Source organism: Humisphaera borealis (assembly GCF_015169395.1).
GTDB classification, from domain to species: domain Bacteria; phylum Planctomycetota; class Phycisphaerae; order Tepidisphaerales; family Tepidisphaeraceae; genus Humisphaera; species Humisphaera borealis.
In genome coordinates this window covers 4,411,640-4,435,771 of the sequence record NZ_CP063458.1, presented here as the reverse complement: position 1 = coordinate 4,435,771, position 24,132 = coordinate 4,411,640, and the positions used below count along the sequence as shown (strand labels likewise).

21 protein-coding genes and 1 tRNA gene are annotated in these 24,132 nt (G+C 62.8%); 13 read left to right on the top strand and 9 right to left on the bottom strand.

Features of this window, described 5'->3' with window-relative positions; all coding sequences use genetic code 11:
- Positions 1-2: 2 nt before the first annotated feature.
- The gene (locus tag IPV69_RS16505; protein ID WP_206290789.1) at positions 3-947 is read right to left on the bottom strand and encodes an alpha/beta hydrolase; all 945 of its coding nucleotides are present in this window, start codon (positions 945-947) and stop codon (positions 3-5) included.
- A gap of 99 nt (positions 948-1,046) precedes the next feature.
- Here IPV69_RS16505 and IPV69_RS16500 point away from each other — a divergent pair, with 99 nt between their 5' ends.
- Complete coding sequence (locus IPV69_RS16500) at positions 1,047-1,793, top strand: hypothetical protein (protein ID WP_206290788.1); 747 nt, start codon at positions 1,047-1,049, stop codon at positions 1,791-1,793.
- 87 nt (positions 1,794-1,880) lie between these two features.
- On the opposite strand, the gene IPV69_RS16495 is transcribed toward IPV69_RS16500, so the two are convergent.
- The 5 genes from IPV69_RS16495 to IPV69_RS16475 all read right to left on the bottom strand — a co-directional run bounded on the left by IPV69_RS16495 (position 1,881) and on the right by IPV69_RS16475 (position 7,125).
- Complete coding sequence (locus IPV69_RS16495; RefSeq protein WP_206290787.1) at positions 1,881-2,315, bottom strand: helix-turn-helix domain-containing protein; 435 nt, start codon at positions 2,313-2,315, stop codon at positions 1,881-1,883.
- On the bottom strand, positions 2,288-2,539 hold the full coding sequence (locus tag IPV69_RS16490; RefSeq protein WP_206290786.1) for a type II toxin-antitoxin system HigB family toxin: 252 nt from the start codon (positions 2,537-2,539) through the stop codon (positions 2,288-2,290). The genes IPV69_RS16495 and IPV69_RS16490 overlap by 28 nt, the downstream gene beginning before the upstream one ends.
- A gap of 198 nt (positions 2,540-2,737) precedes the next feature.
- The gene (gene clpX / locus IPV69_RS16485; protein ID WP_206290785.1) at positions 2,738-4,096 is read right to left on the bottom strand and encodes an ATP-dependent Clp protease ATP-binding subunit ClpX; all 1,359 of its coding nucleotides are present in this window, start codon (positions 4,094-4,096) and stop codon (positions 2,738-2,740) included.
- Positions 4,097-4,525: 429 nt separating this feature from the next.
- The gene (locus IPV69_RS16480; protein WP_206290784.1) at positions 4,526-4,846 is read right to left on the bottom strand and encodes a hypothetical protein; all 321 of its coding nucleotides are present in this window, start codon (positions 4,844-4,846) and stop codon (positions 4,526-4,528) included.
- 1,280 nt (positions 4,847-6,126) lie between these two features.
- Positions 6,127-7,125, bottom strand: a complete 999-nt coding sequence (locus IPV69_RS16475; protein WP_206290783.1) for an MBL fold metallo-hydrolase RNA specificity domain-containing protein — start codon at positions 7,123-7,125, stop codon at positions 6,127-6,129.
- 211 nt (positions 7,126-7,336) lie between these two features.
- Here IPV69_RS16475 and IPV69_RS16470 point away from each other — a divergent pair, with 211 nt between their 5' ends.
- The gene (locus IPV69_RS16470; RefSeq protein WP_206290782.1) at positions 7,337-8,521 is read left to right on the top strand and encodes a GntR family transcriptional regulator; all 1,185 of its coding nucleotides are present in this window, start codon (positions 7,337-7,339) and stop codon (positions 8,519-8,521) included.
- A 150-nt stretch (positions 8,522-8,671) separates the two neighbouring features.
- Positions 8,672-9,139: a hypothetical protein gene (locus IPV69_RS16465; protein WP_206290781.1), complete on the top strand. Its 468-nt coding sequence runs from the start codon at positions 8,672-8,674 to the stop codon at positions 9,137-9,139.
- 195 nt (positions 9,140-9,334) lie between these two features.
- Here the strand turns inward: IPV69_RS16465 and IPV69_RS16460 are convergent, their stop codons facing one another.
- From IPV69_RS16460 to IPV69_RS16450, 3 genes are all read right to left on the bottom strand, one after another.
- Positions 9,335-10,384, bottom strand: a complete 1,050-nt coding sequence (locus IPV69_RS16460; RefSeq protein ID WP_206290780.1) for an AAA family ATPase — start codon at positions 10,382-10,384, stop codon at positions 9,335-9,337.
- Between the two features lie 110 nt (positions 10,385-10,494).
- A complete protein-coding gene (locus tag IPV69_RS16455; RefSeq protein ID WP_206290779.1) occupies positions 10,495-11,493 on the bottom strand; it encodes a hypothetical protein in 999 nt (332 codons plus the stop codon).
- Positions 11,494-11,556: 63 nt separating this feature from the next.
- Positions 11,557-12,252: an RNA polymerase sigma factor gene (locus IPV69_RS16450; protein ID WP_206290778.1), complete on the bottom strand. Its 696-nt coding sequence runs from the start codon at positions 12,250-12,252 to the stop codon at positions 11,557-11,559.
- A 653-nt stretch (positions 12,253-12,905) separates the two neighbouring features.
- On the opposite strand from IPV69_RS16450, the gene IPV69_RS16445 reads away from it, so the two are divergent.
- The 10 genes from IPV69_RS16445 to IPV69_RS16400 all read left to right on the top strand — a co-directional run bounded on the left by IPV69_RS16445 (position 12,906) and on the right by IPV69_RS16400 (position 24,120).
- A tRNA-Gln gene (locus IPV69_RS16445) sits at positions 12,906-12,976 on the top strand.
- Positions 12,977-13,073: 97 nt separating this feature from the next.
- Positions 13,074-14,048: an NTP transferase domain-containing protein gene (locus tag IPV69_RS16440; RefSeq protein ID WP_206290777.1), complete on the top strand. Its 975-nt coding sequence runs from the start codon at positions 13,074-13,076 to the stop codon at positions 14,046-14,048.
- Between the two features lie 28 nt (positions 14,049-14,076).
- Positions 14,077-15,057 (top strand): ribose-phosphate diphosphokinase, encoded by a 981-nt coding sequence (locus IPV69_RS16435; RefSeq protein ID WP_206290776.1) that lies wholly within the window; start codon positions 14,077-14,079, stop codon positions 15,055-15,057.
- Between the two features lie 149 nt (positions 15,058-15,206).
- A complete protein-coding gene (locus IPV69_RS16430; RefSeq protein WP_206290775.1) occupies positions 15,207-15,842 on the top strand; it encodes a 50S ribosomal protein L25 in 636 nt (211 codons plus the stop codon).
- 83 nt (positions 15,843-15,925) lie between these two features.
- Positions 15,926-16,531, top strand: coding sequence for an aminoacyl-tRNA hydrolase (gene pth, locus IPV69_RS16425; RefSeq protein WP_206290774.1), 606 nt, complete (start codon positions 15,926-15,928; stop codon positions 16,529-16,531).
- Between the two features lie 96 nt (positions 16,532-16,627).
- Positions 16,628-17,134, top strand: a complete 507-nt coding sequence (rpsF, locus tag IPV69_RS16420; RefSeq protein ID WP_206290773.1) for a 30S ribosomal protein S6 — start codon at positions 16,628-16,630, stop codon at positions 17,132-17,134.
- A 144-nt stretch (positions 17,135-17,278) separates the two neighbouring features.
- Positions 17,279-17,911, top strand: a complete 633-nt coding sequence (gene ssb / locus IPV69_RS16415) for a single-stranded DNA-binding protein (protein WP_206290772.1) — start codon at positions 17,279-17,281, stop codon at positions 17,909-17,911.
- Between the two features lie 111 nt (positions 17,912-18,022).
- A complete protein-coding gene (gene rplI / locus IPV69_RS16410) occupies positions 18,023-18,553 on the top strand; it encodes a 50S ribosomal protein L9 (protein ID WP_206290771.1) in 531 nt (176 codons plus the stop codon).
- Between the two features lie 310 nt (positions 18,554-18,863).
- A complete protein-coding gene (gene dnaB, locus IPV69_RS16405) occupies positions 18,864-20,216 on the top strand; it encodes a replicative DNA helicase (protein ID WP_206290770.1) in 1,353 nt (450 codons plus the stop codon).
- Positions 20,217-20,361: 145 nt separating this feature from the next.
- Positions 20,362-24,120 (top strand): hypothetical protein, encoded by a 3,759-nt coding sequence (locus tag IPV69_RS16400; protein WP_206290769.1) that lies wholly within the window; start codon positions 20,362-20,364, stop codon positions 24,118-24,120.
- Positions 24,121-24,132: the final 12 nt, after the last annotated feature.

Genomic DNA, 24,132 nt, shown 5'->3' with positions numbered 1-24,132 from the left:
GGCTACTGACCTCCGTGCTTCCCGCCCCACTTCTTCACGAACGCCAACAGCGCTTCTCCGCCCTTGTCGCCGGGGGTGAGCAGGCGGTTGCAGATCGATCCATGGTTGCGGTCGGGGACGACGACGATCGACGTCGTCTCGTTCTTCACCAGGTCGTGCATCGCCGAGTAGAAGAGCTGGTTCTCTTCCAGTCGCATTTCCATGTCCTTGTCGCCGACGATAATCAGCATCGGCGGAGCGACCTTGCGGACGTGGTAGATCGGCGCGGCGGCATCTGCCGAAACGTTCTCTTTCTTCAGGCCGCGCTCGCCGCGAATGGTGTAATGCGTGAGCATCTGTCCGCTGACCGGGATGTACCCGGCGATCTTGTCGCCCGGCACGCCTGCCTCTTTCAGCAGACCCTCGTCCATCGCGAGCATCGCGGCGATGTATCCGCCGGCCGAGTGTCCGCTGATGAAGATCGCCTTGGGATCTGCCCCCTTCTTAACGCCCTCCGTGACACACCATTTGACGCCCTGCGCTGCGTCCTGAAGGTAGACCGGGTACTTCACCTTGGGACTGAGGCGATAGCCCACGGAGGCAACGGCGATGCCCTGATCGTTGAGCCTCCGGAACAGCCCGACCTCCCCGCCGTTCTCAGCGGTTTTGGTTCCCGTCTTGCTGCCGCTGGTCAGTCCGCCGCCATGGAACCAGACGACCAGCGGGAACTGCTTCGCAGGCTTGGACGGGTAGTAGAAGTCGAGGGTGCATTTGGATTGGGCGTAGTCGTCGGCGGCCTCGACATTAGGCCGATAGAGGATGTCGCTTTCGACACGCGGCGGCGCTGCCGTCTCTTCCGCATGGCCGAGCGATGGCACCAGCACCAACAGGAGGAATGCAAGGATGCCGGCGGTCGACTGACGGAGCTTGTTTCGGCTGAAAACTGTTGGCGGTGCGGACTTGTACAAGATGCCTCCTCGTTCGCCACGTGCTACGCTCTCAAGTGTAGCTTTTGCTGCCCAGATATGTCCTGTTCGTGGCGGTGCCAATTGCGTATGGCCCAAACCATGTTCCTTGGAACTTTCGGACTTCTCACGCTTGCCGTCACTGCGGCGTGGCTCGACAGCTACTACCACTACCCAAGCCTCTCATTCGAAACGCCTTGGGGAACGCATGTCGTTCGCTATCGCGAAGGGCTAATCGCACTGCGACATGTCGAGCACCAGGGCTTGCTCCCCAACGAGTGGAACGCGCTTAGGAAACCGCTGGAGATCGAGCTCGCCGGCGGATCGGTTCTCTCGTCGCTTCAGATTCCGCCTTTCGGCCCCCAGGGCAAAACCACCGGCTACAGTCCGGTTCGCTTCTACGAAATTCGTGCGGTCGATGTGGCGACGAATGACGCGATGCTCTGGCAACTTTTTCAAGGCAACCTTTCACGCGAAGCACAAATAGTGCGTGCCGAGGCACAAGCCGAAGCACAGTTGGCAGAATTGCGGAAAAAGCTTTCTCAAGCAGGCGGCGAGGCGAAGGACAACGATTTAACGTCATTTCGCCGGGCTGTGCCGGGGAGACGCACGTCTGGCACATTACCCATGCTTCGAAGTTACTATCCCCACCTGCAATCGGCTAGGTGGCAAGTTGTCCTTCCTCTTTGGCTCATCTGGATGACCTCGGCCATGGTCCCCGTCGTGTGGGCAATGTGGCGCTGGCGTGACCTCTCAAGGCGCCGTCGGCGACACCGGAGGCACGCATGCATGGATTGCGGCTATGACCTGCGAGGTTCGCCGGATCGGTGCCCCGAGTGCGGATTGTAGGTCGTTGCAATTCACGAGAGAGCAATTGACTGGTCGATCAAGTCCCCGTACCAGCATGCCGGCACACCACGTGTCGATACCTGACACCTAGAGAAACAAATCGGCTGACACAGCGAAATGTTCCGCAAGAGTACGGATGTGAGCTTTACTCAATTCTCGATCCCCGCTGAGGATTCTGCTTCCCAGAGCGCGATCGCCGAGTAATCTGCCCAGGTCCGAAGCGCTCATCGCATGCTGCTCCAGGAGCTCCCTTAGGGCGTCAAGCGGAGAGAGATCGGAATCGATCGCTTCGTGTTCTTCTTCAAATACCTCGAACAATTGTGTCAGCGTTTCGAGGTAATCCGCCTGGCCCTTGCTCAACTTCGGCCGATTGGTCAGGGCATCGATGAGCTCCTGCGTGTTCTTGTAGTCTACCTCGTCCTGGATGGCGCGGGGAGGATAGATGCGCACGAGTGCTTCAAAGCTCGCCGGGAGATCTCGCGACAAAATGTGCTTTATTCTCGGCATATTCGCGCTTTCCATGGTTCGGAGTCGTAGTCGGCGTGCGTGAGAACGACTTTCACGTATACCACTTTCTTCTGATAGAGAATATCGACGACCAGCCGATAGTGATTGCCCGCGACGTTGAAGATCGTCACGACCTTCCTGCAGTCCAGCGTGACGGCGTCGGCATGTGGAAAGGTTCTGCGAACATCCGCGATCGACTGCCACTGCGCCTTGCGCGTCAATGCGTACCAATTCTTCAATGACTGTTCGGCCGGGGGATGACGATCCCAAAACTCTCTCAGGCGTCTCCGGCTGATCACCCGCATGCCTGATGACAATATGTCATCGGCGTCGTGTAGTCAAATCACTCATCCGTACAATGAAGCACGCCGCCCTGCTGGGCGGCGTGCTTCATTGATTGCGTTACACCCGGGACAAGTCCCGGGGCTCCCGGCGGCTTACGCCGACTCTTTGCGCCGTTCCGGTACGATCTCGAACAGGTTCGCCTTGCCCTCGACCACATCTTCCGTGATCACGTATTTGCCCGGCTGGGCCTGGTCGGGCAGGCGATACATCATGTCGAGCATCAGCTCTTCGCAGACGGCTCGCAGGCCGCGGGCGCCGGTCTCGCGTTTCAGCGCCCGGCGGGCGATCGCCCGCAGCGCGCCCTGCGTGAACTCGACTTCGCTGCCTTCCATGCGGAAGAACTTCTGGTACTGCTTCACCAGCGCGTTCTTCGGCTCGGTCAGGATGTTCATCAGCGTGAACTCGTCCAACGGCTCCAGCGGCGCGTGGATCGGCAACCGGCCGACGAACTCGGGGATCATGCCGTACTCGACCAGATCTTCCGGCTGCACCTGGCGGAGCAGCTCGGCATTTTCACGGCCGTTCTCGGTCTGCGTGTTCTCCGAGCCGAAGCCGATCATCCGCTTGCCGAGACGCTTGCGGATGATGTCTTCCAGCCCGACGAACGTGCCGCCGCAGATGAACAGGATGTGCGTCGTGTCCATCTGGATGTACTGCTGCTCGGGGTGCTTGCGGCCGCCCTGTGGGGGGATGTTGGCGACCGTGCCTTCGAGCATCTTCAGCAGCGCCTGCTGGACGCCTTCACCGCTGACGTCGCGCGTGATGCTGACGTTGTTCTGCGTCTTGCCGATCTTGTCGATCTCGTCGACGTAGATGATTCCGCGCTGGGCCGCTTCCAGGTCATAGTCGGCGCTCTGCAGCAGCTTGAGCAAGATGTTCTCGACGTCTTCGCCGACGTAGCCGGCTTCGGTCAGCGTCGTGGCGTCGCCGATCGCGAACGGCACGTTCAACACGCGGGCCAGCGTCTTGGCCAGCAGCGTCTTGCCGCTGCCGGTGCGGCCGATGAGCAGCACGTTGCTCTTGTCGATTTCGATTTCGTCGCCGGGCTTCTTGGCGTCGTCGTCGCCGCCGCCCTGGGGCTCGAGCGTGGTCAGCCGCTTGTAATGGTTATGCACCGCGACCGACAGCGCCTTCTTGGCGTACTGCTGGCCGACGACGTACTGATCGAGATATTCCTTGATCTGCCGCGGGCTGGGGATGCTGCTGAACAGCGGCTGGGCCGTGGACATCTTCCGCTTTTCCTGGCGGATGATGTTATGGGCCAGATCGACGCAGTTGGCGCAGATGTAGACGTCGGAAGGGCCTTCCACCATCGGGCCGACGTCGCGAGACGACTTCCCGCAGAAACTACAGGTGGTGATTCGGCGTCCCCGGAACCCTCCCTGGTTGGAGTCCTTGTTGCTGGGGGGCTGGCCCCCGCCACCACCACCGGGGCGATTGGTGCTTGCCATTCTCAAACCTTCCTCTGCATCCGAACGCCAAGCCGGGTCATGGGCGGGCAGTTCGGCGGGCTGACGTCGGCGAATCCGTGCGCCGGTGACAGCCGTTAATCTCCCGCGCCAGGGACGTCATCCGAGACGTCCGGCACGGGTCATGGATATAAAGCCGCCGCGCGGAATTCGTCCTCCGACGAAACCCCACAACGCTCGATGACGCATCGGGGCGCAGTGTCGCCAGACTTTCGGGGCAGGCACTGACCGCTCAGAGAATTATCGTGCGACAACGGGGGCCAACTTGATGCCCATTCCCGTTATCTTCATTACGTCGAAACAATTGGCCTCTGCGACGCCAATCCGACGCTAATGACTCCTATCTTACACGCGCCACACAACGGCGGACAATTGGAACGACGCCATAATTCAGGACCGCCCCGATAACGGTCACCCGGCGTTAGGCCTGGTGGTCCCGTCGCCATCGCGCTTCTGCTTGTCGCGCTCGGCTGCCCGCTTGGATGCGTCGATGATCTTTCCCTTGGCGCGCTCGAACTCCTCGTCAGACATCTGTCCGTTGCGGTGGAGCGCCCGAAGGTCCGATAGCGTAAACCCGCCCGGCTGACCTTTGCCCTCGTCGTCGGATGCCAGCCGCTTCTTCACCTGCGATACCACGACCAACCCCACGACGACGAACGCAACTAACGCCAGCGATGCGATCAGGATCTTGTCGAGAGGGATGTCGGCGGCTGAGAGGTAGGCGTGCAGCATGCGGTTGATATCTCGATGCTACGGAGTGAGCTTCGGCGAATCAACGTGACTCCACTTGGGACGCCGGGTCGCGCGCCACGTTTCGATGCGCGACTTCGAATTACGCCATGCGGCAACGACAGATCCTGGGGTAAACTACCTGAAGGACGCTCTGCTGCGTCTCCGAGGCACTGACATGTTGGTTCCACAGAGCTGTGCACGCTGCGCGAAGTTCCCGCCGATCGGGGCACAGTTCTGTCCACGTTGCGGACTGGGCCTCGCGAATCCGCCGATCGACAACGCTGAGTGGACGCCTCCTCGACCGCCGACAGCACCGCACTCACCCAGACCCTGGACCATCGCTACCGTGGCGTTTATTGCCGTCCTTGTAGCGACAATGATTTATGCAATTGAGTCGCGAACGCGACACTCGAAACCGACGCTCGACACTGTACTTCCTGCCGAAGACGGCCCGATCAGCGACGATAAGATCGCCGATGATCGCACCGATAGCCGTGTCGAACTGCCACTCCTTCCAGCATTGCCGGCGATTCCGCCTCAGCGGGAGCAGCCCGGTCTGCTGACCCCACCTGACACGCAGCCGGTCGTCCCTGGACCGCCGTTTGTCGCCGAACCGCGCCAGCCAGCCTTTCCCGGTTCCCCGTCCGAACGATGGCGTCCGGTTGCGCCATCGGAACTGATGCCCCTTGAAACGCCGATCGAGATGGGTCGTCCGTCGGACCCAAAGAAATCGACGACTCGGCCGACGATACCAGCCACGCAGCCAGCACCTGGACCGATATCGGCGCCGACATCGGCACCGACAACGCGAGCCTCCGCCGTAACGCCGTCCGTTCCGACGCCGTTGTTGTCGGTTCCGTTCGAGCCGCCGACACCGGCTCGCAAGCCTTCAACGGTTCAGGCGTTCGACCCTCCGGCACCCGCGTCGTACCGCGACCCGAACGAACCAAATCCGTCGCCAACCCGTGAAGGATCCGCTAACGGTCCTCGCTCACTGACCGAAGGCCCCACGCTTCCCGCCCCGCGCGACGCAACCGCCGAAGGCAATAAGCAATCGACGGACACCGCTCGTTCAGAACCGGCAAGTGCTAGCACGACAAGGCAGACGGGCAATGCACTACCGACGAACAGTCGCTACGTCGCCCCGCCCAAGCCCACCGCGCCGCCCAAACCTGAAGCACCCCGCCGACCCGGGTGACTGGATCTGCCCCGCCTGTCTGTTTAGCGGTCGCACCTAAGGTGCACCTACGCCCGACATACAAGGGTTCGAAACGGTAGCGTCAGAACAGACGCATCTGTGCCTCCGGACGAGCCAGTTCGGCGTCGATTCCCCTGGCCCGCAGTGTCTCGGCGAACTCGGCGTACCCGTGGTGCGTGTACACCTTCCGGGGTGATACACGCTCGACTAGTTCCAGCAGTTCGCCAAAGTCGGCGTGATCCGATAGCGGCAGCACCTCATCGACGCCGTAACGATACCTGGCGTTCTTCTGCATCCCCCAGCCGGACATCAGGATCGTCAAGGGGCTGGAGAACCGATTGACGAACGCCGACCGCGCGACCTGTGGTGGCGCGACCAGCACGCCTCGCTCGGCCAGGTCCAGCGACGTTGGGCCGTGGAAGTCTTCGGGCCGGTATCGACGAAACGCACCCAGCGGCGTTCCCAGTGATTCGTAAATCTCGTTGATCGCCGCCACCGCGCCGTGACAGGTCACGCGCAAACCGTTGTCCGTGAGAATCCGCACGATCTCCTGCGCCTTCCCCAGGGAGTAGCCGAGCACGATCGGCTGACGACCCTCGGCCAGAGCGGCACCCACCAGTTCCACCAACCGTGCGTGCGTCTGCTGCCAGGGTGGAAAGCGAAACATGGAAAGCCCGTAGGTGCTTTCCATAACCAGTATGTCGGCGGGCGTGGGTTCGGCGGTCGCGACGGTCAGGCTCGGCCGCAGCTTAAAGTCGCCGGTGTAGAGCAGCGAACCTTCCGGGCGTTCCACGCGAATCATTGCGCTGCCGAGCACATGCCCCGCCGGCAGCAGCGAGATCCGCGTGTCAGGATCAATCGATTGGACAGACTCCGCCGTCGGCGCGGCGATGGACAGTTTTCCAAGGCGGTGATTGGCAAGCACCAGAGTCTGGGCGGTCGAGATCACCCTTTCATGGGCACCATCCTGGGGAAGATGGTCGCTGTGCGCGTGCGATACAAAGCAGAACGGGCGAGGCCGACGGCTGTCCAGGTAGAGGGAACAAGCCGGAAGGTAGAGGTCATCCTGCCATCGAAGCATCGGCGGATGATAGCGCCGGATACGCCGGCTGATCGGGAAATCCCGGCCATACTGTTGCCACGCAGGATAGGCATGCGGTGCCATTTGTAGGCACTTCGTCGCTTGTAAGTTATTTATATTTCAAGCGTTGCAGCAACGTGCCAAGAACCTGTAATTGTTCCAGTTTCATTCAAAGGGAGCGGCCCATCGTGTCGAAGATGGTGGAGGGTTCATGTTCCAAAGGGGAAGCCGGCGCGACGCCGCGGCGGCTTCCGCGGCGACGGATGCCGCCCCCGACTGGACCCTCAATCGTTGTTCGTTGGAGTATTTCGTGGAATTACATGTAGAGACACCCGCGGAAGAGCGGTCCACGCCTTCGGAGAAGGCGACGACCGATACAACGGCCGGCCCTGCCGACGCTCGCCTGAGCTACAAGTTTCAGCGACTTCGTGAAAAACTTCGCGAAGCCATCCTTTCCGGCGAGTTCGAATCCAAGCTTCCCGGGGAACGCCAGCTCGCCAAACGCTTTCACGTCAATGCCAAGACGCTCAGCAAAGCCCTAACCGATCTTGCCGCCGAGGGACTGCTCGACCGCAGCATCGGTCGCGGCACCTACGTCAAAGGCACCGCACCCGCTGCCGCCGGCATGGGCCGCTGGCTCGTCCTGACCGACCCGGCGGGTGCCGAATCCGATCTTGTCCGACGGCTTCGTGACGTGAACCCTGAAATGATCGTTTGTGCCGACCCGTCCCAGATTCGACCCAGCTTTCTGACCCCATTCAGCGCCGTACTCGACCTCTTCGGCGCACCGGAAGCGACCGTCCGAAGCCTGATCGTCCGCACCTTGCCCCTCGTCGCGATCGGGCACGAGCCCCGCACGTTCTCAATGCACTGCGTCATGCCTGATATCGCACTGGCGGGGATGAAAATCGGCCGCGACCTGCTGCTGTCCGGTCATCGCCGGTTGGTCGCCGTCGAGGCCCCCGGACGATCGGCCGTCACGCAGGCACTTCGGCAGGCCGCCCAGCGGTATGCGCCTGATGCGGTAATTGACACCTGCGCGCCGGGGGAAGTGGCAACGCTGCTCGGCGACGGTGCAGTCGCGTTCGTGTGCGAATCGATCCCGGCCGCCAGGCTCGCCAAAGCCGCGATCGCCGACAATGCCGCCGTCGATGTTGCGTTGGCTGCGATCGGGTGCAAGGACGAGACGACGCCAGACTGCAGCGGCTACTTCGTTGGGATCGGCAAGGTCGTCGAGGCTGTCCAAGGAATCCTGGCCGAGCCGCCGACCCGTCCGACAACGATCTGGCTCACCTGCGACTGGGCCGACGTCGGCACCATGCCGATCGCCGAGGAATCCCCAGCCCCACGCTCGACCCAGATCCGTCAGCCGATGTACGCGACGCTGGCTTCCTAACGGAGTAACCGAGATCGAACACTTCGCGGGCGACCCCATGGGTCGCCCGCTTTCGTTGGCTGGCGCGCGTCCCGATTCGGTGCTGTGCCTGCAACTTCCGGCTGCCACGGCCGTCTATTGAATTGGGGACGATGTTCGCCGGAGGTTGCCATGAATACTCGCGTCTTCAGCCTTGCAGCTCTGTTCGCCACGATGATGTTCGGTTCCATGACGTCCCCCACACACGGACAGGTGTGGGTGGATGTCAACCAGCTCGACGGCAAGCTGCCGAGTTGGGTGGACGAACAATACGTTCGCCCGATGCCGCCAACGCGGCACGAGGTACAGTATCGGCGGGTCTGGGTGGAGCCGGTCTATCAGGTGATCCGCAAGCGGGTATGGGTGGAACCTGTCGTCCGCGTCGTCTACGAACAGGTCTGGTCGCCAGCGCGATACGAAGTTCGCGAGACGGTGTCCTGGGAGGGGAATGTGCAGATCATCCGCCGCGAGCGCGTCTGCATCGATCCGGGCGGGTACAAAACCGTTCGGCGGGAAATCGTCGAATCGCCGGGATGCTGGAAGTGGGTCGAATCGCGCGACCTGATCAGCGGCGGGTACTGGAAGCTCGAGCCGGCCTGACCGGCTTCCCACGTCATCCTGAGGTACTCCGAAGGACCTGGCATCCGAACCGAAGAGATCTCCGAACGTCAGACACCGATCGATCGGTGCTCATCCACGAACGCCGGTTAGCCTCGGACACAAGGTCCTTCGCCGCGCTCAGGATGACAATGTGTGCGGTGGCCGCGCGACCGCTAAACGATCACGGCTCCGCCCCTACAACAGCCTTTCGCCCTTCCCGCGCGGAATCAGCGTGATGATCTTCTCGACGATCTGCTCGACCGAAATCCCCTCGGCGTCGGCGTTGAAGTTGGGGATGATGCGATGACGCAAAACCGGAGCGGCGACGGCTTCGATGTCTTCCACTGTCACGTGCAGCCGGCCACGCATTAGCGCGCGGGCTTTGCCGGCGAGGATGAGATATTGCCCGGCCCGCGGGCCGGCACCCCAGCTCAGCCAGTGGCGGACGAAATCGCTTGCGGTGGGTTCGTTCGGCCGAGTGGCGCGAACCAGGTCGAGTGCGAAGTTGTACACATGATCGCCGACGGGGACCCGGCGGACGATCTCCTGCAGCTCGACGATCGTCTTGGCGTCGATGATCTTCTTCACGCGAGGAACCGCCGAGCCGGTGGTGCGCTTGAGCACCTCCAGTTCCTCCTCGCGCTTGGGGTAGTTCACGATCACCATGAACATGAAACGGTCAAGCTGCGCTTCCGGCAGCGGATAGGTGCCTTCCTGCTCGATCGGGTTCTGCGTCGCCAGCACGAAGAACGGGTCGGGCAGGTCCATCGTATGGCTGCCGGCGGTGACGGTGCGTTCCTGCATTGCCTGCAGGAGCGCCGCCTGCGTCTTGGGCGGGGTGCGGTTGATCTCGTCGGCCAGCAGCAGGTTGGTGAAAATCGGCCCGCGGACGAACTCAAATCGCCGACGGCCGGTGTCCGGGTCTTCCTGCAGGATGTCAGTGCCGGTGATGTCCGACGGCATCAGGTCCGGCGTGAACTGGATGCGCCGGAACGCCAGTTCCATCGTCTGGCCGATGGTGCTGACCAGCAGCGTCTTAGCCAGCCCCGGCACGCCCTGCATCAGGCAATGACCGCGGGCGAAGACGGCGATCAGGATTTCTTCAAGAACCTTTTCCTGGCCGACAATGACCTTCGAGAGTTCGTGCTGAAGGAGGTGGTAAATCTCGCTGAGATACTTCGCCGCTTGAACGTCCGAGGCGTTCGGGCCGGTTGGCGGCGAGGATTTATCGGCGGGGGCTCGCATGTGGGTCGTAGTAAGCAGTACGCAGTACGCAGTAAGCAGTAAGCAGTAAGCAGACAAGACCCGGAGGACACTCGCGTTTTCTTCTCTGCCTACTGCCTACTGCGTACTGCTTACTTTTTCACAATCCGAATCGACTGCACCACCATCGTAGGATCGACCGGCTTGGTGGGGTCGACTTGAATGAATCGAACGCCCACGGTTCGTGGCTTAGCCGTCAGGCCGTTGTTGCCGGCCCAGAGCTTTGTTCCGCCATTGGACACGACGGCGAGCGATTTGCTAACCGCCAGCCGAACCGTGATGGGATCCAGTTTGGTCGGGTCTGGGCGCTCGGCGTTGTACTCGGTCTGGCTGTCGCGAACGATCACCTTCTGGCGGCTTCCCTGGATCAGCCAGACCAGCTCGTTGCTGCTGATCGCCTTATCGGCGCTGAAATCATCCTCGGTCGAAACGAACACCTGGACGATCAGGTCATCGCTGGGACGGCCGGGCTTGAGTTGAACGATGACGGCAAACGTCTCTTCCGGCACGACGGCGATTGGCGAGAGCAGCGCCCCGCCGGCAGACACCGACGGCTGCGTAGCGCCGCCAGCCAACGGTGCAGGTTTCAGGCCGGCCTTGGTTGATTCCAGCGGCAGGGCACCGATTTTCCGCCAGGCCGAAGGAATGGTGCCGTCGAACTTTGCCGACGCGACTTCCGTCGGCAGGTAAGACTTTTCGAGTTCCTCAACGGTCTCCTGGGAAACGCCGGGCCGCGGAAACAGCTGGTAGCCGAGGTACGCCAGCACGCCGATGATCGCGATGACAGAGATGACCGCGATGACATTGGCCAGCGGGATGCCGCCGGTCTTGGCCCCGCCGACCTGCTTTTCGTTTTCGATCCCTTCAAGAACCTTACGGGTAAAGCCCGGACCGGCCCGGACGGACCGGTAGTCTCGCCCGCTTTCGAGGTTTTCGCGCACCTGGACGAGCAGTCGATATTCGTCGGAATCGGCGAGCCCCTCCGACCGCAGCTTGGCGACGGCCTGATGCCACTCGGGGCTGCCGGGTCCGGCGCGCAGGGCGTCAGTCAGAAGGCCGAAGAGGGGATTGGATTCGATGTCCGTAGCCATGTGTAGGGTCCGCCTTGGCGGACGCGAATGCTCTCAAAACCGGAAGGCCCGCCGAGGCGGACCCTACGGTTCTTTCTCTTTCTCATCCTCGTCCGGCACCGCGCCGATCGACCGGCCCAGCCGCTTGAGGCCGTGGAACATGCGGCTTCGCAGCGTGACGGCCTTGGTGCCGGTGATCGCTTCCATCTCGGCGTAGCTCATGTCCTGGAACACGCCGAGCACGATGACTTCCTTCTGATCCGTCGGCAGGCCTTCGAGCGCTTTGAGGACGCGGGCGATCTCTTCCTGCTTTTCGAGGCTGTCGGTGGCCTTGGTGGCAACCTGATAGGGGTCGCCGCTGATGTCCATGCCTTCCAGGTTCAGCTCGGTGACGTTGCGGATCGGGCTGCGCTTGCGACGGCGGCTCTGGTTGATCGCCAAATTGCGGGTGATCGTGAAAAGCCAGGTCGACAACTTCTGCGGATAGCGATAGGTCGGTGCGAAGCGGAAAGCCCGAAGGAAGACTTCCTGGCCGATGCTCTCGACGTCCTCGAGGTTGCCGAGCATTCGATAGAGATAGGAGAGGACCGAGGCGTGATACCGTTCGTAAAGAATCTCGAACGAAGCCTTGTCGCCGAGCTGGGTGCGGCGCATCAGGTCTTCGTCACTGGCCTTACCGAGCGCCGCCGGCTTAAAGTCCTCGACGGCCTCCGCTGGCGCAGGAGGGACCGGGGGCTTTGACGGCGTATGCCCGCTAACCTTACCCGGCCGCTGTGCCATCCACGCTCCGCTCAACTTCGACAGCTACAACCACACAACCCTGTGCGGCAGGTCTTTGAAGTCCGGCGATGGTACGGTGCGAAGACGAGGGGCGTCAACCATTTGGAAAGCGGGGCGCTTCTTGACGGGTGCAACGCGCGAGTGCAATAGCCCAGTGGTGCAACTGAAACAGGCCTGACGGTTTCCGGGATGGCAATTACGCCAAACCTGCTTATCCGTGCCCGCTGCATCACGCGGAACCCAGGGCAACGCCGTGGGCGTTTGATATGCAGTTGCAACACGTTTCAACTGCCACTTAGTCTTGACAACTTCAAGGCCATCCGTAGGATGTTCCGACTTCCCACCGAGGGAGCGTTCGTCGAGAGGCCCGGCGCGTGGCCGGGTTGGTAGATGTGACGGGCCGTCGTCCTGATTTCAGGGCGTTCGCGGTATGCGGCTCGTGCTCCAGGGAACGGTGGCGTCAAGACTTGCGGGTTCCCAGAGCCCAACGAGTCTTCGCCATGACACCGCGAAGTAACACGTCAACCAGCGACGTCGCCGGGAACTTTTCCGGCTCGCACGTCGAAGTGGCGTCGGCTTCGCCTGCAAAAAAGACGAAACGTCCGACCGTCGGCTTGGCATATCGCTGCCCGGCCAACCCCGAAATTAGCCACTACCCCGTAGTGTAACGGTAGCACAAGAGATTTTGGCTCTCTTTGTCCTGGTTCGAATCCAGGCGGGGTAGCTTCGTCGAATATGGATGAAGGTTGAATCCTGAAGGATGAACGAAGACGCCGACGTCTGTCTCCTTCTTCATCCTTCCGCCTTCATCCTTCATCCTTATGAGTTCCGTCGCCGTCATCCTCGCCGCGGGTCGTTCGACGCGGATGAAGTCGCGCCGGCCGAAAGTGCTGCACGAAGTCTGCGGCCGGTCCATGCTGCGATACGTGCTCGACGCGTGCTTCGAAGCCGGCTGCGGCCGGGTGATCGTTGTCGTCGGGCATGGTAAGGACGAAGTAATCGCTCAGTTCGCCGGCGACGCGCGAATCGACTGGGTCGAACAGACCGAACAGCTTGGCACCGGCCATGCCGTGCGGGTGTGCGAAAGCCTGCTGGCCAAGCAGAGCGCGACGCACCCCGACGGCGACGTGTTTATCCTGGCCGGCGACGGTCCGCTGGTGCGGGCCGACAACTTGCGGGCGCTTCGACAGGCGCATAAGCAGGACCACGCCGCCGCCAGCCTGGCGACGGCCGTCGTGGATGAGCCCGCCGGCTACGGCCGGATTGTGCGAACGACCGCCGGCGATTTCCTGGAAATCGTCGAGCAGCTCGATGCGTCGCCCGCGCAGCGCGACATTCGGGAAATCAACGTCAGCCTGTACTGCGCCAAGGCCGACGAACTGCTCTTCGCCCTGGCCCGGCTGAAGAACGACAATAAAAAGGGCGAGTACTACCTGACCGACGTCTTTGGCATCCTGCGAAACGCGGGCAAGAAGGTGACGGCGGTGCAGGCGGTCGCCGCCGACGACGTGCTGTCGGTCAACAGCCGCGACCAGTTGGCCGACGTCGACGCGATTCTGCAAGACCGGATTCAGCAGGCGCACCGAACCAACGGCGTCGGAATCAACAGTGCGGCGAACGTGTACATCGAAGCCGGAGCGACGATCGGACCGGACACGATCATCCACCCGTTTTCGTTCGTCGGTCGCGACGCAAGCATTGGCGCTGAATGCGTCATCGGGCCGTTCGCCTTGGTGCCGCGAGACGCGGTAGTGCCCGAAGGCACGACGATCGCCGGCAACGTGCGGGCGGAGTGAAGGATTACGCGGTACGCATTAGGCTCCTATGTCGTCACTCGACGCCGACAAACTCAAAGTGTTCGCCGCCCGCGGCAACCCGGCGTTGACGCAGAAAATCTGCGACTACCTCGAGATCCCTGCCGGCCGCGGTCGATCCGAGCTGTTTCCGGACGGCGAACTGATGGTCCGTATTGAGGAAGATGTCCGCGGCCGCGACTGCTATATCGTGCAGCCGACCTGCAACCCGGTGAATACGAACCTGATGGAGCTGTTCATCTGGATCGACACGCTCCGCCGGGCCAGCGCCAACCGGGTGACGGCGGTCATTCCGTACTTCGGTTACGCCCGGCAGGACCGCAAAGATGAAGGCCGCACGCCGATCACGGCAAAACTGGTTGCGAACCTGATCGAGCGATCGGGTGCCGACCGCGTCGTGTCGGTCGATCTGCACGCCGCCCAGGTGCAGGGCTTTTTCGATATTCCGGTGGATCACCTCTCGGCCAGCCCCGTGCTGATCAAGTGGGTGAAAAGCCTGAAGCTGCAGAACCGTGTCTTCGTGTCGCCCGACGTCGGCAATGTCAAGCGGGCCCAGGTTTACGCCAATATCCTTGGCGGCGACCTGTGCATCATCGACAAGCGACGCCGCAGCGGCAGCGAGACCAAGGCCGTTCACATCATCGGTGATGTGAAGGACAAGAACGTGATCATGATCGACGACATGATCACCACCGCCGGCACGATGACTGAAGCCGTGCGGATTCTGAAGGAAAACGGCGCGCTGGATGTGTATCTGGCGGCCACGCACGGCGTGCTCGCCGGGCCGGCGATCGAGCGACTCAGCAAGTGCGCGTTCACCAAGCTGGCGATCACCGACACGATCCCGCTCGGCGACCGCGCCGATGCGATCAAGGACCGCGTGGTCATGCTGAGCACCGCCGAACTGCTCGGCGAAGCGATCCACCGGATCCACCACAACGAATCGGTCAGTGCCCTGTTCCGCAAGGACTCGGGCGGAGCGAGAGACTAGTAGGGTCCGCCTTGGCGGACGCGACGCCGCGATCAACGCGGATCGCGGCGACTGCCAACGGCGTCCCAATGTGTTAAGGCCAGTGTGTTGAGGCCAACGAACAGATAAAGCGTATCGCGTCCGCCAACGCGGACCCTACGGAGAGAACTATGGCAACGAAAACCATTCAAATGCAGGCCGATCCGCGAGCCCAGCTCGGCTCCCGGGCCAATGCCAAGCTTCGCGAAGCAGGCTTTATTCCCGGCGTCGTCTACGGACACAAGGAAGCGGTCGTTCCCGTCAAGCTTCCCAAGAAGTCGCTGAGCCAGCACCTGGCCCACGGCGCTCACGTGTTCGACCTCTCGGTCGACGGCAAGAGTGAAACCGTGCTGGTGAAGGAAGTTCAGTACGACCACCTCGGCATCGAGGTCCTGCACGTCGACTTCGCCCGCGTCAGCCTGAACGAGAAGGTGACCGTCACCGTGCCGCTCGAGCTCAAGGGCGACCCCAAGGGTGAAGCCGAAGGTGGCGTCATGCAGCAGCTCGTGGCCGACCTGGAAGTTGAGTGCGTCGTCACCGACATCCCCGAAGCCATTCGGCACAACGTCAGCGACATGGGCCTTGACTCGGTCCTGCACCTGAAGGACATCAAGCTGCCCGACGGTGTCGTCGCGCTGCAGGATGAAGACCTGGTGCTCGCGACCCTCTCGAAGATTGAGGAAGAGGTCGCCGAAGGTTCCGCCGATGCGGCCGAGCCCGAAGTCATCGGCAAGGTTGCCGAGGACGCGGCTGCGGAAGAGAAGTAATCAGGGAAGTAAGCGGTACGCAGTAGGCAGCAGGCAGATTCGTCTCTTTACTGCGTACTGCTTACTGCGTACGGCCTACTCCCATGAAGTTGATCGTCGGCCTGGGCAATCCCGGAAACCAGTACGCGGGCACGCGGCACAACGTCGGCTTCGACGTCATCGACCGCTTCGCCTGGCGCAACGGGCTGACGAGCAGTTCGGACGACTTTGACCGCGTCTCGCGGATGAAGTTCGACGGGCTGGCACTGGACGGTAGCGTCTCGGTCGCAGGCGGCGGATCTGAAAAGGTCCTTCTCCTGAAGCCGACGACCTTCATGAACCTGTCCGGCCGGGCGGTGCAGGCGGCGATGGCGTTCTACCAGTTGACGCCGGTCGACGTGATGATCGTCCTCGACGACGTCGCGCTGCCGTGCGGCAAGCTTCGCATCCGCCCCGGCGGAAGCGACGGCGGACACAACGGGTTGAAGGACATCGCCCGGGCACTTGGTACGCAGCAGTATCCGCGGCTCCGCGTGGGGGTAGACGCCCCGCCGCCCCGGGTCCCGCAGCGCGACTACGTGCTGGGCCGGTTTACCGAAAGTCAGCGACAGAAGATCGATCTCGATCGTGCCGCCGAAGCCCTGCTGATGTGGATCGGCAAAGGGCTGAACGCGGCGATGAACGAGTACAACGTGAGCGAAAAAGAGTGAGTGACCCCCCTCTCTCCCGTACCCGGGGAAAGGGGAACAAGAACTGCGGCCGGTGAACCGGCCAGAACCCAGGCAGACAGACCGAGAACCAAGACCATGGCAGACAAGACAACCAAAGTTCGCATCCGTCAATACGAAGGCATGTTCCTCTTCGGCTCCAACGCCGCCTCGGAACTCAACAACGCGATCGCGACCGCCCGCGGCATGATCGAAAAGCACGGCGGCGAGATCCTGGTCATCAAGAAGTGGGACGAACGCAAGCTCACCTTTGAGATGAACAAGCAGAAGCGTGGCGTGTACATCATCGCCTACTTCAAGGCCCCGACGTCGGCGATCGCCCCGATCGACCGCGAAGTGCGGCTGAGCGAAGAGGTCCTCCGCGCCCTCTTCACCGACGCCGAGCACCTCACGCTCGCCGAGATGGAAGCCGTCGAACCCCAGCCGATCATCAAGGCCGAACCCCCGGCGTGGGATCGTGGCTTTGGCGAAGGTGGCGGCGGTGGCCGTGGTGGATTCGGCGGCGATCGCGGTGGCGACCGTGGCGATCGTGCCCCGCGCCCCCGCAAGGACGAGCCCGCCGAAGCCGGCGCGGCCAAGGACTGATAACGGCCGGTCGCGCGTCGTGGTACGGGCATGCACGCATGCCTGTCCGCTCGTCGCGATGGCTAGACACGGGCAAGCGTAGTTGCCCCTGCCGCAGGCTCACGCTATTGCTGTCGGAACCAAGCGCGCCGAACCGGAGTTGCTATGGCGAGTTTCAACCGAGTGATGCTGCTGGGGAACCTCACCCGTGACCCGCAGCTCAAGTTCCTGCCCAGCCAGACACCCGTCGCCGAGTTCGGCCTTGCGATGAACCGCAAGTTCCGCACCCAGCAGGGCGAAGACCGGGAAGAAGTCACCTTTGTCGATTGCTCCGCCTTTGGCCGACAGGCCGAAGTGATCAATCAGTACTGCCAGAAGGGCAAGCAGATCTTCATCGAAGGTCGGCTCAAGCTCGACACCTGGGACGACAAACAAGGTGGCGGCAAGCGAAGCAAGCTCTCGGTCGTCGTCGAAAACTTCACCCTTCTAGGCGGTCGTGACGGCCCGGGAGGTGGCGGTGGTGGTGGTCAAGGCGGCGGAGGCGGTGGTTATCAGGGCGGCCAAGGCGGCTACCAGGGTGGCGGCCAGCAGGGTGGCGGTTACGACTCCGGCGGCTACGAAGACCCCGGTTACGAATCCGGCCCCCCGCAGCGCGCCCCCGCGAACCGCCCCGCCCCGCAACAGCGCGGCCCGGTCGCCCAGGCACCGATGCAGCGTCCGCAGCAGGCACCGGCCCCCGTCGCCGAACCGCCGTTCAGTGACGAACAGCATTTTGAGAAAGACGATATCCCGTTTTGAAGAAAGTCATTTGTCCCTTCGTCACTGGTCACTTGCGGCATTCCGTAGACCCGAGACGAGCCGTAAATGACCAGTGAACCGTGACAAGCAACAAGTGACAAGGAACCCATCATGTCCAAGAACGTCAAACTGCTCCTGAAAGAATCCATCCGCAGCATCGGCCGCGTCGGCGATATCGTCGAAGTCTCGGCCGGCTACGCGCGTAACTACCTTCTGCCCCACGACCTGGCTGTTCAGCCGACGCCGAACAACGTCAAGAAGGTCGAAGAGCGCAAGAAGGAGATCGAGAAGATCGAGCGCGAACGCCGCGAGCAGCAGGCCGCCCTCATCGCCCGTCTGTCCGGCGTGGAAGTGATGATCGAACGCCGCGCCAACGAGCAGGGTCACCTGTACGGTGCCGTCTCGGCGACCGAAGTCGCCAAGGGCCTGCAGGCACAGGGTTTCAACATCGAGCCCGAAGACGTCAACCTGCTCAGCAAGCTCGATCGGATCAACACCTACCAGGTCAACATCCGGTTTGCCGAAGACCTGCAGACCGAGATCAAGGTCTGGGTCAACCCCGATCCGGACAGCAAGGCCGCGATCGAAGCCTTCGACAAGCAGAAGGCCGCCGAGACCCCCGTCCCGGCGACCGCAGAGTAAGGCGCCAGGGGTTCCCCCTGTCGCGAAATCGGCCGTCCACGACAGGCTTACGTGGATGACCTGTGCATGACCCGTCTCTCTCGCGTTCATCGCGCGATGGAGACGGGTCTTGTCGTTTAGACTTTCCCGGGTCGCGAAAATCGGCTCCAAACGATCTGGCAACGACCCCACGGACCGCTGTCCGTGGGCGTTTCCTTTGCCACTTTGTTCGCTTAATGTTTGGACTCGCAGCGAGCCGAAAGTATAATGTTCGACGACCCGCGGCAGAGCCGCTCGGCTTCCTGAAGTTACGGGAACGGAGACCCTGCAAATGACGTTGATCGATTCCTCCATCGCCGGCCAGTTCGACCGCCTGCCGCCCCATTCGGCCGAGGCCGAGATGTGCGTGCTCGCGTCGATGATGCTCGACAAGGAGCTCATCGGGCAGGTCGTGCAGCTCATCCGCGGCGAGGACTTCTTCCAGGCCGATCATCAGATCATCTACGACTGCCTGACCAAGCTGTACGAACAGAACCGCCCGATCGACGCCGTCATCGTCCGCGAGGAACTCGGCAAACGCGGCCTGCTGGACGAGATCGGCGGCACCGCCTATCTGGCGCAGGTCATCGGCACCGTCCCTTCGTCCGCCCACGGCGCACACTACGCGGCAATCGTTCGCGAGAAGAGCCTGCTGCGCCAACTTATCGCCGCCAGCAACGACATCCTCCGCGACAGCTACGGCCCGCAGGAGACGGCCGAGGTCGTTCTAGACCGCGCCGAGAAGCGCATCTTCGACATCGCCCAGAAGAAGGTCGGCAACGCGATGGTGCCGATGGAACAGGTGCTCCACGAAGTCTTCGAGATGATCGAGAACCGCGGCCAGCGCGGGCTGGAGACCGGGTTCTACGAGATGGACGACATGCTCAACGGCCTGCAGCCGGGCGAGCTGGTGATCGTCGCGGCAAGACCCAGTATGGGGAAAACGGCCTTCGCGATGAACGTGATCGAGCACATCGCCGCCGACAGTCGGATGCCGTGTGCGGTGTTCAGCCTGGAAATGAGCAAGCAGCAGTTGGCCCAGCGCATGCTCTGCAGCCGCGGGCAAATTGACGCCCACAAGCTGCGCAAAGGGCTGCTGCAGTCGCACGAGTACGCGCACCTGGCCAACGTCGTCGGCGAACTGGCCAAGGCGCCCATCTGGGTGGACGACTCGCCGGGCCTGACCGTGCTCGACCTTCGCGCTAAAAGCCGCCGGCTCGCGCTTCAGCACGGCATCAAGGCGATCATGATCGACTACATGCAGCTGATGGATAACCCCGGCGTCGAGAGCCGCCAGCAGCAGATCAGCGAAATCAGCCGTGGTATCAAGGCGGTCGCGCGTGAACTGAACGTGCCGGTCATCTGCCTGAGCCAGCTCAACCGCGGCAGCGAAAACCGCGACGGCCACCGCCCGCGCATGAGCGACCTGCGTGAATCGGGCTCGATCGAGCAGGACGCCGACGTGGTCATGCTCCTGCACCGCGAAGACTACTACCGCATGAGCGAGCCCGACTTCCAGCCCGACAACATCGCCGAGGTCATCATCGCCAAGCAGCGTAACGGCCCGACCGGCACCGTAAAGCTGGCGTTCATGAACAAGACAACGCGGTTCGAAAACCTGTCAGCCCAGAACGACCCCTTCTGAGAATCGTACGGACAGGATGGCAAACCGTAGGGTCCGCCTTGGCGGACGCGCCGGGCTACGTTGGCCAACGCGCCGGGCCTCCCTGGCGGACGCACGCATCAAATTCGGTTGTCACGCTGCCTGCCCTCGGCGACATTAACCGCCGGTGTTTGACGAGGACGACTACGAACGGCTGCAACCTACGTCCCCCGCGCGACGCGCGGGGTCCCGGGCTCGCGGCCGCCTGGCTTTGAAGCTGCTGCTCCGCCGGCTCGACTGGATGCGGGGCACACTGGTCTACTGGACCGGCGAGCCATTGCCGTCAGCTTCGGTCGGTATCGCAACGCGGGTGGTTCAACAGCGACTGCGGTCGGAACCGCCGGGGGCCTACGCCGTTCGAATGCATGCCGGCAAGCTTCCGACGGTCGCCCACCCCTTCAATAACTTCCTGGCCGCCTTGTCGCCGACAATCGACGACGTCATTCCGGTGGACCTGTCGCTGATCGCGCGATCTCTTCGCCGGCTGCAGGAAGCCCGCCGGTTCCCTGTGCTGCTTCCGCAGGCGGTGGGTGATGTCAGCACGTGGATGCTGCAGTGCGAAGAAGTGCTTCGTCGTACGCGAAGCCTGCTCGATGCCCTGTCGCAAGGCGATATCGCCGGCATCGGCCGTGCGGCGCTCGTGATCGGCACCTCCGATGCGATGGCGACTTCGCAGCCGGCGACCGAAACGCCCGCCCGAAAGCCGGAGCCCAAATCACGCCGGCGACCGACCTCTTCACAGATGTCGCCCGCACCAGAAATCACGACCGGTTCGACCAGCCCTGTCGTATCGAAGCTTTTCAACGCCTGGCCCCGCGACGTGCTACAAGCCGCCACCCGGCTGGCCGACACGCGATCGCTCGAAACCCTGGCCCGGCGAGTACCGTCCGCCAACAGCGCCGCGGTCGCGGCGGCAGTCCGCGACCGACTGCTGTTCGCGCCAGCATCGGTCGAAGTATTCCTGAACGAACTTCCGGCGCTGGTCGCCCTCGCCGACAGGCTGGCCGATGAGCCCGTCAAACGACTTCACGCCGCAATCGCCATTCAGCGGTCGGCACTCGAGGCGGCGGTGACGCAATCCGGCGTCAGCGGAAATCCCCTCCGATACAAGGGCAAGCTCGGCACCGCTTCAAACCTCGCACTGCAACGATTCCAGCATTACTACGACGCGCAGGTCTCCGAGGAGCTCACGCAATGGTTCGACCCCCTGCCGCTCGCGATGCCCGATCCGCCGGCCGAATCGGGTTTGGATTCCGCCGACCCCCTGCGTTTCCTCAACAGCCTTCTGCGGGCCGACCGGCTGAGGGGGCACCTGTTGCCCCGGACGCGCGGCAAATCGGACCAGCAGGTGCTCCGCTGGAAACTGATCGCGGGCAAGCCGGGTCTTCTGATCATCGGCGAGAAGGAACCGCTCACCTTCGAATCGTTACCAGCGATGGCCGCCCGATCGCTTTGGACCAGCACGCGCCGGCCAAAAGACCCCTTCCCCATCGAAACCGTCCTTTCGCTGGGGGCGATCGAAGCAATCTCCTTCCACGATCGGGTTCCGAACTGGATCGAGTGGTGCAGCCATGCCTGGCCGATCGGCCCATCCCATCAGGAGCACTACGAAGCAACGCTGATCGCGCTTTGTGCGGCGCGTGCCCACGCCCCCTCGGAGCAACGGCACGAGATCATTTCAGCGATCGACGCCCTCGCCATTCCACTGCTGTCCCACATCGCGCCGTCCGGCCACCCCAGCGACAAGCAGTCCCTGTTCGACCTCGTTCAACTCGTCGTGAAAGCGCTGGTTGCCGGGCTTTCGATCGAACAGGTGGCCCGCTACCTGAGTTCCGGGCGAACCGGCGCGCTCAAGCAATTCATGGCGTTCGCGCCCGGCCAGATCGTGAAGTTCACCGAGTGGCTCGATGATTGGACCGATCGCGTGACGCAGGATGCCGCCACGCCCCACCTGCGGACATCGCTTCTGAAGGCGTGGAGCTTCGACAGCTTCGGCTGCACGACCTGGGCCAATGCCTACCTGCTGTGCGGATCGGACCTGCTGTCGCGGCTGTTGAAGACGCTGATCGCGTGCGGGCTCGAAAGCACGCAGATTCCGGCGGTTATTGAATCGCTGTCCGAGTTCGTCAACCACCAGCCGAGCAGCCTGCGGTATGCAACGGCATTGCCGCCGAGCGAAGTGATGACCTTTGCCCGCGAAGTATTGTCCGAGGCAATGCCGGTGCTCCGGTCGGCACTCCGTCGGGCGGCGATTCAAAAGCCTACGAGGATTGATCAGGCCCGCATTGCTTTCAGCCAGTGCCTCGACTGCGCCCGGCGTGCATTGGAGGACGATGTCGCAGCGCGGCCGGCAGCGGTCGCGGCGCTTGCGGCCGCGTGCATCGCCGAACTTCGCCGCCGTCGCAATGACAGCGGCTTCGACGGCCACCTGTTTGCCAGCTCGTCGGACTCTGGAACCGAAACGCTGGTCGCCATCGCAAGGCGATCCCCGCAGCGCCTCATCACGCTCGGCCTCGCCACCTTCGACCTGAACTGGTCGCAGTATGAGCAGATCGCCGAGGCATGGCGGCAGATCCAGCGCACCGAGCCGCTGGCCGAAGCGCTGTCACTGGCCGCAACCCGCGACAACCGGACCGCCCGCACGCTTCGGCTCCTGGCACGACTCGGCCTGTCGTTTCGGCTCAGCGGCGGCGAAGCGTTTCGGGCGGAACTTACGGCCCTGGCCGCGGGTCCCGCAGCTGATCAACCGCTGCCGGCCGAGTGGGCACATCTCGCCGAACCGCTGACGGCCATTCAGCGGTCGCAACTCGCCGAACTACTGCACTGGCGGCTCGACGGTCAGCTTCCCGAACGGCTCCGCCAGACGCTGTATCGGCCCGAGGCGATGGCGCGCGAACTGGCGCTGCTTCGCGAACAGCCGGACCTCAAACCCGCCGCCCGCCGGCGGTGCGAGCACCTGGAGCAGTTGCTGGGCGACCCCGCGGCACTGGCCGCCTGGCTGCGACGGGACATCGACAAGCATCTGCCGTCCGCGCTCGACGACGCACGACTCGACCGCCTTGAACAGCGCGTCGCGGCGTCGGTGGCATCGCATTTCGCGACCATCCTTTCCCGCCCGGTGCCGCCATCCCGCAACCCGCGCGAGGAACGAAACTGGGACAATGCCCTTCGCCTCTACTTTTCGGCCGATGGCAACCGGGCATTGCTCCGCCGGCTGCTCGCGCACGAACTGGAGGGCGACCGCACCTGGATTCCCAGGCAGCCGCAGAATGCCCGATTCCTGACGCAGGCAAGGGCCCGCGGCATCGACACCGACGCCTGGCTGGCACCGCTGTCACGCAACATCGAATCGAAATCCGGCCCGCTGCGCATTGAGATCGAAACCGATCCGCTGCACGTCCTGCAGATGGGCAACTACTTCGACACCTGTCTTTCCGAAGGCGACTTCAATTCGTTTTCGACCATCGCCAACGCGGTGGAGGTCAACAAGCGGGTGATCTATGTCTACGACCGCCGGGATGTGGTGGTCGGGCGTAAGCTGGTCGTTCTCACCCGCGAGGGGGCGTTGGTCGGGTTCCGCACCTACGGGAAGCTTCCCACGCCGCCGAACCGCGAAGCCGGCGATAGTTGGGAGGAATTGAAGGACCTGCTGGACGCTTTCTGTCGCACGCTCGCCATCCGCTGCGGCGCGACGCTGCACCCCTGTACGGCAATGTCCGTGCCGCCCGAACTGCGTGAGGCCAAGCCGCTGGCACTGTTCGCCAAGTGGTACAACGACGGCCCTGAGCCGTTCGGTGGGAAGTGGCTGAAAGGAAGGACCAGTCGCCAGTCGAGACGGGACACGAAGAATCGCAGCAAAAGGCCAGCGAATTCCAGCCGGTCGTGACCGCAAGGGTGT